The sequence below is a fragment of the Amycolatopsis sp. DG1A-15b genome, from assembly GCF_030285645.1.
Classification (GTDB): Bacteria; Actinomycetota; Actinomycetes; order Mycobacteriales; family Pseudonocardiaceae; genus Amycolatopsis.
In genome coordinates this window covers 2,522,672-2,534,537 of record NZ_CP127296.1, presented here as the reverse complement: position 1 = coordinate 2,534,537, position 11,866 = coordinate 2,522,672, and the positions used below count along the sequence as shown (strand labels likewise).

Annotated in this window: 12 protein-coding genes; 7 read left to right on the top strand and 5 right to left on the bottom strand. The window is 73.7% G+C overall.

Features of this window, described 5'->3' with window-relative positions; translation table 11 throughout:
• The first annotated feature begins 131 nt into the window (after positions 1-131).
• Positions 132-566 (top strand): SRPBCC family protein, encoded by a 435-nt coding sequence (locus QRY02_RS11570; RefSeq protein WP_285991520.1) that lies wholly within the window; start codon positions 132-134, stop codon positions 564-566.
• A gap of 67 nt (positions 567-633) precedes the next feature.
• Here QRY02_RS11570 and QRY02_RS11565 read toward each other — a convergent pair whose 3' ends face one another.
• Positions 634-1,506, bottom strand: a complete 873-nt coding sequence (locus QRY02_RS11565; RefSeq protein ID WP_285991519.1) for a MerR family transcriptional regulator — start codon at positions 1,504-1,506, stop codon at positions 634-636.
• Positions 1,507-1,861: 355 nt separating this feature from the next.
• Between QRY02_RS11565 and QRY02_RS11560 the strand changes: the two genes are divergently transcribed.
• The 4 genes from QRY02_RS11560 to glgC all read left to right on the top strand — a co-directional run bounded on the left by QRY02_RS11560 (position 1,862) and on the right by glgC (position 6,342).
• Positions 1,862-2,233, top strand: coding sequence for an STAS domain-containing protein (locus tag QRY02_RS11560; protein WP_285991518.1), 372 nt, complete (start codon positions 1,862-1,864; stop codon positions 2,231-2,233).
• Positions 2,234-2,358: 125 nt separating this feature from the next.
• The gene (locus QRY02_RS11555) at positions 2,359-3,747 is read left to right on the top strand and encodes an SdrD B-like domain-containing protein (protein WP_285991517.1); all 1,389 of its coding nucleotides are present in this window, start codon (positions 2,359-2,361) and stop codon (positions 3,745-3,747) included.
• A 226-nt stretch (positions 3,748-3,973) separates the two neighbouring features.
• Positions 3,974-5,125, top strand: a complete 1,152-nt coding sequence (glgA, locus tag QRY02_RS11550; RefSeq protein ID WP_285991516.1) for a glycogen synthase — start codon at positions 3,974-3,976, stop codon at positions 5,123-5,125.
• Complete coding sequence (gene glgC / locus QRY02_RS11545; protein WP_285991515.1) at positions 5,125-6,342, top strand: glucose-1-phosphate adenylyltransferase; 1,218 nt, start codon at positions 5,125-5,127, stop codon at positions 6,340-6,342. Before glgA ends, glgC begins: the two co-directional genes overlap by 1 nt.
• Before the next feature lie 6 nt (positions 6,343-6,348).
• On the opposite strand, the gene QRY02_RS11540 is transcribed toward glgC, so the two are convergent.
• Together QRY02_RS11540 and QRY02_RS11535 are read right to left on the bottom strand one after the other, a co-directional pair.
• The gene (locus QRY02_RS11540; RefSeq protein WP_257920605.1) at positions 6,349-6,480 is read right to left on the bottom strand and encodes a hypothetical protein; all 132 of its coding nucleotides are present in this window, start codon (positions 6,478-6,480) and stop codon (positions 6,349-6,351) included.
• Positions 6,481-6,590: 110 nt separating this feature from the next.
• Complete coding sequence (locus QRY02_RS11535; RefSeq protein ID WP_285991514.1) at positions 6,591-6,740, bottom strand: hypothetical protein; 150 nt, start codon at positions 6,738-6,740, stop codon at positions 6,591-6,593.
• 167 nt (positions 6,741-6,907) lie between these two features.
• On the opposite strand from QRY02_RS11535, the gene QRY02_RS11530 reads away from it, so the two are divergent.
• Positions 6,908-7,945 (top strand): NADPH:quinone reductase, encoded by a 1,038-nt coding sequence (locus QRY02_RS11530; RefSeq protein WP_285991513.1) that lies wholly within the window; start codon positions 6,908-6,910, stop codon positions 7,943-7,945.
• Between the two features lie 47 nt (positions 7,946-7,992).
• Here QRY02_RS11530 and QRY02_RS11525 read toward each other — a convergent pair whose 3' ends face one another.
• Positions 7,993-8,952, bottom strand: a complete 960-nt coding sequence (locus QRY02_RS11525) for an alpha/beta hydrolase (RefSeq protein WP_285991512.1) — start codon at positions 8,950-8,952, stop codon at positions 7,993-7,995.
• A 724-nt stretch (positions 8,953-9,676) separates the two neighbouring features.
• Between QRY02_RS11525 and QRY02_RS11520 the strand changes: the two genes are divergently transcribed.
• Positions 9,677-10,699 carry a helix-turn-helix domain-containing protein gene (locus tag QRY02_RS11520; RefSeq protein WP_285991511.1) on the top strand — a complete coding sequence of 341 codons (1,023 nt, stop codon included), beginning with the start codon at positions 9,677-9,679 and terminating at the stop codon, positions 10,697-10,699.
• Between the two features lie 114 nt (positions 10,700-10,813).
• On the opposite strand, the gene QRY02_RS11515 is transcribed toward QRY02_RS11520, so the two are convergent.
• Complete coding sequence (locus QRY02_RS11515) at positions 10,814-11,782, bottom strand: TIGR01777 family oxidoreductase (RefSeq protein ID WP_285991510.1); 969 nt, start codon at positions 11,780-11,782, stop codon at positions 10,814-10,816.
• Positions 11,783-11,866 lie beyond the last annotated feature (84 nt).

Genomic DNA, 11,866 nt, shown 5'->3' with positions numbered 1-11,866 from the left:
CGGTCGCCGACACCGTCAAGAAGACAAGGAGGACAAGAATCCGGACCGATGACATCGATGTCGCCGACCGGTCTCGATGAGCGGGACGCGGTAGGCTTGCAACGAACCTGCAGCGATCTTGGGAGGCCGGAGTGGTCCAGGTCGAACGCACGGTCAGGGTGACGGCGCCGATCGGTGCGGTGGCGCAGTACCTGGCCGACTTCGCGCACACGGAGGACTGGGACCCGGGCACGATCTCGTGCACCCGCACCGACCCGGGTCCGATCGCGGTGGGGGCGCAGTGGCACAACGTGTCGGAGTTCCGCGGCCGGACGACGGAGCTCGACTACCACCTGACCCACCGCGAACCGGGCAAGGTGACCTTCGTCGGCGAAAACCGGACCGCCACCTCGACCGACGACTTCACGCTCACGTCCGGCCCGGACGGCACGACGGTCCGGTACCGCGCGACGATCGTGTTCCACGGCTGGGCGAAGCTCGCCGGCCCGCTGCTCAAGCGCGAGTTCGAGCGGCTGGGCGACGAGGTGGTGCCGGAGCTGCGCCGGGTGCTGGGCGAGCTGGGCTGATCCGCGCGGCGGGGTGAGGTCCCGTCGAGCCGGTTCCCCCGCGCGAGCCGGGGCCGGCCGCCGGCCCTCAAGCCTCCGCGTGCTCCACCGCCAGTTCCACCGCCGAGGCCAGGTCGTTCACCCACCGGAAGCCGCGATCCCCCAGGTGCGCCCAGCCCGGGCCCAGCGTGCCCACTTCGCAGCCGGACGCGCGGATCCGGGCCGCCAGCAGGTCGTCGGCCGTGGTCGGGGCCATCGACCACAGCAGCACCAGCACCGGGTCCAACCGGGCCGCCAGGTCCGCCACCGTTTCCGCCGGCACCAGCTGGCCCAGATACGCCACCGGGACCGCCGCTTCGGCCAGGGTGGCCCGCAGCGCCTCGATCGGCAGCGAATGCCGCTCCGCCGGGCAACAGGCCAGCAGCACCGGTCGGCCCGGCACCGCCGCGGGGAACCGGCGGCTGAAGCGCTCGAACGCCAGGGAGATCTCCGACGTCAGCGCCCACTCCGACGCGAAACACACATCGCCGCGCTGCCAGCGGTCGCCCAAGCCGCGCAGGACCGGTGCGAGTACGTCGGTCCAGGCCGCGGCCGGGCCCAGTGTCCCCAGCGTTTCGTCCAGCAGCCCCGCCACCGAGGCGTACCGGAGCTCCTCCGCCGCCTCCGCGAGCTCCCGCGCGCGGCGGGACGCCGGCACCTCGAGCCCGGCCGGCGCGCGGCCGAACGCCGCCTCCGCCGCCTCCCGCACCGGCATCCCCCGCGCGACCAGCCGCTGCATGTGCTGGAGGCGGCGGACGTCGGCGTCGGAATAGCGGCGGTGGCGCCCGGCGCCGGCGGGCGGGCCGATCCCGTACCGCGCGCTCCAGCTGCGCAGCGTCACCGGCGAGACCCCGAGCAGCTCGGCCACCTTGCCGGGCGCCCAAGCCCCGGCGACGGGTAGCGCGTCGTTGTCGGGTTCCACCGTGCCCCTTCGCCTAGCTGACCGCGAACGGCCGAAGTTTAGCGATGTTCCCGGCGGCCGAACGGCGGAGACACGCAGGCCGCGGCGGGGACGCGGCGGCGGGGCGATCGCCGGCCGCGTCCCCTCCGGCGCCGCCCGGCGCCGGCGATCCGGCCCGCGTCAGCCGGATCCCACCGGCCGCGCGGTGTGGCAACCGCCGCGGCCGGTGACGTGCCGGGAACCCGTCCCCGAACCAAGCTATACCGCGGCGCAACGCTTGCGCATCGCCTTCCCTCGGATGCCGCAACAGCGCCGGCGAGTGATCTCCCGCCGCGGCGGGTATCCCGGTCCGGGTGCCCGAAAAGGAGGGGAACCCATGACCGAAGACCACACCGCGTCCGACCTCACCGTCACGACCGACGCCGGCATCGTGACCGTCCGCTGCGTGGGTGAGCTGGACCTGAACAACGCGCGCGACCTGCGGGACGCCCTGCTGAGTCCGATCCGGGCCGGCGCCCGCGGGGTCGTCGCGGACCTCACCGAGACGACCTACTGCGACTCGACCGTCTTCAGCGTGCTGGTCGAGGCCCACCGGGACGCCGCCGCGCGGAACGTGCCCTACGCCATCGCCGCCGGCGAGACCGCGGTCGCCCGGCCGTTGCAGATCCTCGGCCTGGACCGGCTGCTGCCGCTGCACCCAGGGTCCGAGACGGCCCAGGCGGCCGTCGCGGGCCGCGACGTGTCTTGATCACCCCGTCGGCTCTGGTCCGGCGCCTCCGCGTTCGCTAGCTTGACGGTGATCGCAGTCTTCTGCGCCATCGCCGGGCGGCGCCGCGGGGAGCCGCCGGCCCGGCCGTTCCAGGGGGATACACCGTGTCCAGAACACCCCTGCGCGGGGTGAGACGGCTCTTCGCCGTGCTCGCCGCCGTGCTCACCACCGGCGCCCTCACCGTGCCGGCCGCCCACGCCGACACGCCGTCGCTGATCATCGCGGCGTCGGTCGGCGACGGGCCCCAGCTGCTCGGCAGGCCGTTCCCGATCACGCTGACGCTCACCAACCCGACCGACCAGCCGATGCCGAAGGTCACGATCTGGGACGAGCACCTCTCCGGCTCCTGGCTGTCGGTCCAGGACTGGGCCGGTCTCGGCGGCAGCCCGCAGGCCGGCGTGGCGCTCGACCCGGGCGCCACCCGGACGTTCACGATCACCGCCACCGTCCACACCTGGAACTCCGGCGTCCCGCACGAGCGGTTCCGCAGTGACTGGGCCCAGGGCGGCGACCTCGTCGTGCCGCTGCTCGACCCGACGACGACCCACGGGCCGGCCTCCGGTGTCCTCTACGGCGACCGAAACGAAAACGGTGCCTTCGACGCGGGCGAGGGCCTGCCCGGTGCCGTCGCCTACCTGTACGGCACGAGCTCCGGCAACCCGGTCGACGTCACCACGGACGCCGACGGGCGGTTCGCCTTCACCGATCTGCCCGCCCAGCGCTACGGGATCTCCACCCGGGACCTGCCGGACGGCTGGATCTACGAAGCCGCCGCCCAGCAGTACCTCGACGTCGACGGCAGCGACCCCGGGCCCGCGGTGCAGCTGCGCGCGCTCCGGCCGTTCTCCGAGAAGGTGCACGCGACCGGCTCGTTCGACCGCGGCACCTACCAGGCCGGCGACCAGGTGCGGGTGACCTTCACGGTGACCAACGTCAGCGGCGGCGACCTCCACGGGATCACCGCCGGGTGTGACCGCTTCGGCGGCCCCGACCACCTGCTCGGGTGGACGGACTGGGCCGTCGCCGCCCCGGGCGGGATCGACCTGGCCGCGGGCGAGACGCGGACGTTCACCGAAACCGGCACCGTGCCGTCGGCCGCCCCCACCTACGGCGGCTTCTACGCGGCCTGCGACTTCGGGATCGACCCCGGCCCGCTGGACGGGCGGCCCGAGGTCGACGTGTTCGCCCACGTGCCGGCCCCGCCGGGCACGACCGGTGGCGTGATCTACCACGACGACAACAGCAACTACACGGTCGACGCGGGCGAGGCGATCGCCGGCACGCCGGTCGAACTGGTCGACCGCGTCGACGGCTCGGTCACCGCGACCGCCGTGTCGGACGCGCAGGGGCACGTGGCGTTCGGGACCGTCCCGGCCGGCCCGTACCGCGTGCGCGTCGACGGCTGGCACGAGGTCGACGGGGACGGCGGGACCCTCTTCGTCGGCACCTGCGGGAACTGCGGGGAGGAGTGGGCTCTCCGGTACCGGCACTGACCGGCCCGTGGCCCGGCTGCGCGCCGGGCCACGGGTTGTCCACAGTGGAGCGGACCGGACAGCGAACCCGCTGTTCAGCCGGACGCCGCGGCCGCCGGAGCGGACCGGACGCACCGGCTGGTCCGCTCCGCGGCGGTGGGATCACCCGGGCAGTGACGGAAAACTCGCGCGATTCCCCGGTCCGCCAGACTGCGCCACGGGCCCGTGAGGCCCTAGGGTTCGCATCATGAAGGTCGGTCTGCTCACCCGCGAATACCCGCCGGAGGTCTACGGCGGCGCCGGGGTCCACGTGGAGTTCCTCGCCCGGGAGTTGCGACCGCTGGTCGACCTCGACGTGCACTGCTGGGGCGCGGACCGGCCCGACGCCACCGGGCACACCGATCCGCACGGCTACCGGCAGCCGGCGTTCACGACGATGGACATCGCGGTCTCCATGGCGAACGCGCTCGAACGCCACGACCTCGCGCACAGCCACACCTGGTACGCGAACCTCGCCGGGCACCTGGCGAAGATGACGCACGGCATCCCGCACGTCGTCACCGCGCACTCGCTGGAGCCGCTGCGGCCGTGGAAGGCCGAGCAGCTCGGCGGCGGCTACCGCGTCTCGTCGTGGATCGAACGCGAGGCCTACGAAGCCGCGGACGCCATCGTCGCGGTCAGCGGCGGGATGCGCCGGGACGTCCTCACCGCGTACCCAGCGGTGCCGCCGGAGCGGGTGCACGTGATCCACAACGGCATCGACACCACCCTGTACCGCCCGGACCCGGGCACCGACGCGCTGGCCAAGCACGGTGTCGACCCCGACCGGCCGTATGTCCTGTTCGTCGGCCGGATCACCCGGCAGAAGGGCGTCCCGCACCTGGTCCGCGCGGCCGCGTCGCTCGACCCCGGCACCCAGCTCGTGCTGTGCGCGGGCGGCGCGGACACCCCCGAGCTCGACGCGGAGTTCCGCGGGCTGGTCGCCGAGCTGGAGAAGACGCGCACCGGCGTCCGCTGGATCCCGGAGATGCTGCCGCGCCCCGAAGTCGTGCAGCTGCTGACCCACGCCACGGTGTTCGCCTGCCCGTCGGTCTACGAGCCGCTCGGCATCGTGAACCTCGAGGCGATGGCGTGCGGCACCCCGGTGGTGGCCAGCGACGTCGGCGGCATCCCGGAAGTCGTCGACGACGGGCGCACCGGGCTGCTGGTGCACTACGACGAACAGGACGCGCGAGCGTTCGAGGCGGGCCTGGCCGCCGCACTGAACGAAGTGGTCGGCGCGGGAGACCGGGCCGCCGCGATGGGCACCGCCGGCCGCGAGCGCGCGGTCGGCGAGTTCGGCTGGAAGGCGATCGCCGAGCGGACGGTCGCCCTCTACGAAGCGTGCGGGAGGTCGTAGTGACAACTGGAGCCGACGTGCTGGGCATCGTCCTCGCGGGCGGCGAGGGCAAGCGCCTGATGCCGCTCACCGCGGACCGCGCCAAACCCGCCGTGCCGTTCGGCGGCACGCACCGGCTGATCGACTTCGTGCTGTCGAACCTGGTGCACGGCGGCATCCGCCGGCTGTGCGTGCTGACGCAGTACAAGTCGCACTCGCTCGACCGGCACATCTCGACGACGTGGCGCCTCTCGGCGCTGACCGGCGAGTACGTCACGCCGGTCCCGGCGCAGCAGCGGCTCGGCCCGCGCTGGTACCAGGGCAGCGCCGACGCCATCCACCAGAGCCTCAACCTGGTCTACGACGAGGACCCCGACTACATCGCGGTGTTCGGCGCGGACAACATCTACCGGATGGACCCCCGGCAGATGCTGGACGCCCACATCGCGTCCGGGGCGGGCGTCACGGTGGCCGGGATCCGGGTCCCGCGGGCGGAGGCGAGTTCGTTCGGCGTCATCCGGACCACCGACGGGCTGATGATCGACGCGTTCATGGAAAAGCCTGCCGACCCGCCGGGCCTGCCGGGCTCCCCCGACGAGTCGTACGTGTCGATGGGCAACTACATCTTCACGACGAAGGTGATGCTGGAAGCGCTGCACGCCGACGCCGAAAACGCCTCCTCGCACCACGACATGGGCCGCGACATCATCCCGGCGCTGGTCAAATCGGGCGAAGCCGCCGTCTACGACTTCACCACCAACGTGGTCCCGGGCGAAACCGAACGCGACCACGGTTACTGGCGCGATGTCGGGACCATCGACAGCTACTACGACGCGCACACCGACCTGATTTCGACGCACCCGATCTTCAACCTCTACAACCGGAAATGGCCGATCCTCGCCCACCCCGGCCAGCGCGCGGCGGCGAAGTTCGTCGAGGGCGGCTCGGCGAACCAGTCGATCGTCAGCAACGGCTGCATCATCTCGGGTGCCCAGGTCGTCGACTCGGTGCTCTCCCCCGACGTCATCGTCGAGCAGGGCGCGGTGGTGCAGGGCTCGGTCCTGCTCGACGGCGCCCGCGTCGGCCGCGGCGCGGTGGTGCGGCGGGCGATCCTGGACAAGAACGTCGTGGTCCCGCCCGGCGCGCACATCGGCGTCGACCTGGCCCGCGACCGCGGGCACTACCACGTCAGCGAGGGCGGCATCGTCGTGCTGGGCAAGGGGGAACGCGCGATCTGAGCCCGGTCAGGAACGGGTGGCCGCCGAAATCCGCTCGACGACCTGCCGGGGGTCGATCCCCCAGCGCTCGGCCAGCTCCGAGATCGACGCTCCCGCCGCGTACTCGGCAGCGATCATGCTGTTGACGACGCCGGCCACGGCTCACTCCTCGGCCACGGGTGTTCGGGCACCCGAGATGCTACATGTTCGTCGCGGACGTCGAACAACGTGCTGCACGTCGGCGGTCCGCCCGCCGTTCCGCTGTCCGGTCACCGCCCGGATTCGTCCGGTTCCCGCGCCGGATTCGGCGTTTTCGCCAGCGCGCGCGTCGCGCTGAACACGGCGTCGAAGATCGGCGTCGGCTCACCGTCGTCGCGCTTCGGCCGTTCGTCCCCCGATGTGCTCTTTTCCTCTCCCACGCGCCCAGTTTCTGCGACGGCCGCCGATTCCGCTGACGCGAGCACCGAAAATCGCCCGCCCGGGGGATCTCGTTTTCGCGCTTTCCCCGCGCCGAAAAACGATTTCCCGCCGCACATTTCCGGGGACCGGCGGGAATATCCCGGCCCGTCCGCGGATTGCACCCGGCATGAAGGCAGTCCTTTACCGCCGTCACGGCGGACCCGAAGTGCTGGAGCTGTCCGAGCGGGTCGTCGCGGACCCGGGACCGGGTGAAGTCCGCGTCCGGATCGTGGTGTCCGCGGTCAACCCCACGGACTGGAAGGCCCGCAGCGGCCTGCGCGCCGAACCCGGGGCGGAGGTCCCGGAAACCGTGCCCAACCAGGACGGCGCGGGCGTGGTCGACGCGGTCGGCCCGGACGTCACCGGCTTCGCACCCGGCGACCGCGTGTGGACGATCATCGCCGGCGCGTACCGGCCCACGTCCGGCACGGCGCAGGAGTACACCGTGCTGCCGGCTTCGAAGCTGGTCCGGTTACCCGACGGCGCCGGGTTCGACGAGGGCGCCGGCCTCGGCGTCCCGGCACTGACCGCGCACCGGGCGCTCACGGTCGCCGAGGACGGCCCGTCCCGGCTCTCCCCCGGCGCGCTGGCCGGCCGCACGGTGCTCGTCAGCGGCGGGGCGGGCGCGGTCGGCAACGCGGCGATCCAGCTCGGCCGCTGGGCCGGGGCGACGGTGATCGCGACGGTCAGCAGCGAGGAGAAGGCCGCCCTCGCCCGGGCGGCCGGCGCTCAGCACGTGCTGCGGTATCCCGACCCGGAGCTCGGCGCCCGGATCCGCGAGGTCGCCCCCGACGGTGTCGACCTGGTGGTCGAGGTCGCGATGGGGGTCAACGCGAAGCTGCACACGGAGGTGCTGCGCACCCGCGGCACGGTCGCCACGTACGGCGACGACCGGGGCACCGGAACGGTGACCTTGGAGTTCGGGCCGAACTTGATGCTCAACGCGCGTTACCAGTTCCTGGTGCTGTACACGGTGGGCGAGGACAAGCTCCGCGCGGGCGCGGAGGACATCACGGCGGCGCTGGCGGACGGCGCGTTGGGGGTCGGCGAGGATCGCGGGGTGCCGATCCACCGGTTCCCGCTGGGGGAAACGGCGAAGGCGCACGCGGCGTCGGAGGACGGGATCACGGGGAAGGTGCTGATCGACGTCAGTCCGGCGGGCTGATCCGCGCCCGGGTCGCGCACGCCCGTCCGGCGTGCGCGACCGCTCCCTCAGCCGGCGGTGATGCGGAGGCCGCGCCGCAACGCGTCCAGCTCGTCGGCGAACATGCGGCGGGAGATCTCCGCCGTCTCGACCAGGCTGGAGCCGTGGAACGTCCCCGGGTAGTGGCGCAGCTCGGCCGGCACGCCGGCATGGGCCAGCCGCTGCGCGTAGGCGATTCCCTCGTCGCGCAGGGGGTCGAACTGGCACGTCGTCACGAACGCGGGCGGCAGCCCGGCCAGGTCGGTGGCGCGCGCCGGGGCGGCGTAGGGCGAGACGTCCGGGCCGCCGGGTTCCGTGCCGAGGTAGCTCGTCCAGCTCTGCACCGCGTTCGGCCGGTTCCAGATCGGCGTGTCGGTGTAGGCCCGCATCGACGGGGTGTCGAGCCGGTCGTCGAGCTCCGGGATGCCGAGGTACTGGAAGCACAGCTGCGGGCCGCCGCGGTCGCGGGCCAGCAGCGCCACCGCGGCCGAGAGGCCACCGCCGGCGCTTTCGCCGGCCACGCCGAGGCGGGCCGGGTCGATGCCGAGCTCGTCCGCCTTGGCCGCCGCCCAGGTAAGGGCCGCGTAGCAGTCCTCGACCGGCGCCGGGAACGGGTGCTCGGGGGCGAGCCGGTAGTCGACCGAGACGATCACGATCCCCAGTTCGTCGACGAGGCGCAGCACGTGCGCGTCGAAGGTGTCGAGATCGCCCATGACGAACCCGCCGCCGTGGATGTAGAGCAGGCCGGGCACCGCGGCGGCGCGGTTCGCCGGGGCGTAGACGCGCACCGGCACATCCGGGGCATCGGACGGCCCGGGCACGGCGACGTCCCGGACGTCGACGGGGGCGGCCGGTTCGTAGGCGGGCAGGACTTCGCTGAGCTGCGCCATCGAGGAGCGCGCGGCCAGCAGGGACTCGTGGTCGGTGAGGGTCACCGCGGGCAGCATGTCCAGCCAGGGCAGCAGCTCGGGATCGATCGCGTAGGTCATGGTCTTGATGATCGGCCGACCGGGGTGTCCCGGACCACCGCCACGCGGCGGCCGTTGCCCCCCGAATCAGCGCCACCCGGCGGCGGCCGGTTGCCGTGCGGTGTGTTGCCGGCCCGGGCATTCTGGCTGCGGGCGGTGCCCGGCCGGGCCGCGCGAGGTGCCGAGCCGGGATATTCTGGCGGCGAGCAAGTGCCGGGCCGCGCGGGCGAACTGCGGGGTGCCGACCTCAGGCCTTCTGGCGGCGAGCAGGCCGCGCCGCGCGAGCTGGCTGCGAGGTTGCCGACTCACGCCATCTGGCGGGCGGACGTTGCCGGACCGGGCCGCGCGGGCCGGCTGCGCGGTGCCGACCCGCGCCCATTCTGCGGCGGGCGGTGCAGGGCCGGGCCGCAGAGTTGCCGACCCGCGCCATTCAGCGGCGAGCAGTGCAGGGCCGGGCCGCAGAGTTGCCGACCCGCGCCATTCAGCGGCGAGCAATGCCCCGCCGGGCCGCGCGAGCCGCCTGCAGGCTTGCCGAGCCGCGCCATTCTGCGGCGACCACTGCCGGGCGGGGCCGCGCGGTGCCGACCCGCGCCATTTCTGCGGCGGGCGGTGCAGGGCCGGGCCGCGGGGTTGCCGACCCGCGGCATCCGGCGGGCGGATCTTGCCAAGCCGCCCGCGCCATCCGGCTGCGGCATCGCCGGGCCGATGCTCGCCATCCGGTGGTGAGCGCGCCTATCGTGGCGGGATGAAAGGGCTGCTGCTGCGGCTGTCCGGGCTCGACGCCGACGCCGAGAACGCCGTGCGGGTGATCGGGTTCTTCGACCGCCTGATCACCGGGCGCGCGGGTCTGGATGCGCTCGTGCGCAGCACCGCCGACCTGGCCGGCTGCCCCGTCGGTGTGCACGCCCCCGGCCAAGGCCTGTCGCTGCGTGCGTCGCCGGGGGGCGGCGTCGTCACCCCGGCCGCGGCGCCCGCGGGGGCCGCCACGCGGACGCTCGAAGGCGGCGTCGTCGTGTGGGTGGCCCGGGCGGGCGCGGCGGTTCCGCTCGACGACATGCTGCTCGAACGGTTCGCGATCGCCGCCGCGATCCTGCTGGAGCACTCCGGTGTGCCGCGGCCCGAGCTCGGGGATCCCGCTTTGGTCGAGCTGGTGCTGTCCGAAGACACCGGCACGGCCGAGCGGTCCCGGGCCCTGCACCTGCTCGGCTTCGGCCCGGCGGCCCGGTTGCGCGTGCTCGCGGGCACGGGCGTCGACGCGATCGCCGGCCGTTCGGCCCGGCTGGGCGGGGTGCGGGCGGTCCTGCTGCCCGGCGAAGTGCCCTCGCCGCCCGACGGGGCGCGCGCGGGCATCGGCCCGGAGGGACCGGCGATGGAGGTGGCCCGTTCCTGGGCGGCGGCCCGGACGGCCCTGCGCTTCACCTCGGCGGCGGAGCCGGTGGTGTGGTGGGAGCGGCTGGGCGGCCTGGCCGCCTTCGCGGGCAAACTGGCGCCGGCGGAACTCGCGGAGCTGGCCGACGTCCGGGCGCTCGACCGCCTCGCCGCCGAACCCCACGGCGCGGACACGTTGGCGGCCCTGGACGCGCTGTGCGCCACGGGCTCGGCCCGCAAGGCGGCCGCGGCGCTGCACCGCCACCACAGCACGATGCCGGCCCGGCTGGCCCGCGCGGAGTCGGTGCTGGGGTTCGAAGTCGACTCGCCGGCCGGCCGGTTCCGCCTCCACCTGGCCCTGCTGCTGCGACGCCTGCGGGACAACGCCGACCCGGCTTGACCGTCCTGAGTGGACCAGCACGGCCCCTCCCCTCGCGGCCGTGCCCCGGCCTTGCCGGACCACCGCGGCCTACGAGGCACCCTCGCCAGACACGCGAACCGGCCGATGCCGGGCTCAGCTGACCGTCTTCACCGGCTCCCGTGACCGCCGCACCAAATCCGCGGCCGCGGCCGGCCACTCCGGGTACCTGAACTCGAATCCCGCCTCGCGCAGCCTCCCCGGGATCACGCGGCGGCTCTTCAACAGCAGCTCCGTGTCGCTGCGCAGCACGAACGCGCCGATCTCCGCCATCCACTTCGTCGCCGGCAGCCCCACGCGCACCCCCGCCGCCGAGCGCAGAGCGCGCAGGAAGTCCGCGTACGGCAACGGCTCCGGGGCCGCCAGGTTCACCGGCCCGCTCAGCTCGTCGCGCTCGATGAGGAAGCCGATCGCCCGGACCATGTCCTCCTCGTGGATCCACGACATGTACTGGCCGCCGCCCGCAACCGGGCCGGCCAGGCGCAGGCGCGTCAAACGCAGGAGCATCGCCAACGCTCCGCCGGGTTCCGGGCTCATCACCATCGCCGCGCGCAGCGCCACCTTGCGCGTGTCCGGGGTTACCGCCAGGCGCTGCTCGCGCTCCCACGCCTTGGCGATGTCGACGCTGTACGACCAATAGGCCGGCACGTCCGGCTCGTCCCCGCCGAGGACTCCGGTGGTTTCGTCGTTCGGGGCGCCGAACGTGTGCGCGTAGATCGTCGCCGTGCTCATCTGCAGCCACACCCGCGGCGGGCGGGCCGCGCGGGCGATCGCGCCGCCGACCACCCTCGCCGAGTCGACGCGGGAGTTCAGCATCTCGCGCAGGTTCGCCGGGGTGTACCGGCAGTTCACCGACCGGCCGGCCAGGTTGAGGACGACGTCGCTGCCGTCGATCTCCGCCGTCCACGGGCCCGGGCCGCGGCCGTCCCAGTGGACGTGGCGCACCCCCGGCTCCGGCCGTGCTTCCCGTCTGGTCAGCACCACGACCTCGTGCCCCTGCCCGATCAGCGCGCGGCCCAGCACCCGTCCCAGGTGCCCGGTGCCGCCCGGAATCACGATCTTCACGCAACCCCCTTCACGGTTCGCCCGTTCCCACGGTACGCCAAGAGTTGAACATGTTCAAATAGCTGCCGGCGTGACTCATCACGC

Bases quoted from the DNA above. Each gene is read 5' to 3' on its own strand.
- QRY02_RS11560 (WP_285991518.1), top strand. From the start codon at position 1,862: ATGACCGAAGACCACACCGCGTCCGACCTCACCGTCACGACCGACGCC.
- glgA (WP_285991516.1), top strand. From the start codon at position 3,974: ATGAAGGTCGGTCTGCTCACCCGCGAATACCCGCCGGAGGTCTACGGC.
- QRY02_RS11530 (WP_285991513.1), top strand. From the start codon at position 6,908: ATGAAGGCAGTCCTTTACCGCCGTCACGGCGGACCCGAAGTGCTGGAG.
- QRY02_RS11525 (WP_285991512.1), bottom strand. From the start codon at position 8,952: ATGACCTACGCGATCGATCCCGAGCTGCTGCCCTGGCTGGACATGCTG.
- QRY02_RS11520 (WP_285991511.1), top strand. From the start codon at position 9,677: ATGAAAGGGCTGCTGCTGCGGCTGTCCGGGCTCGACGCCGACGCCGAG.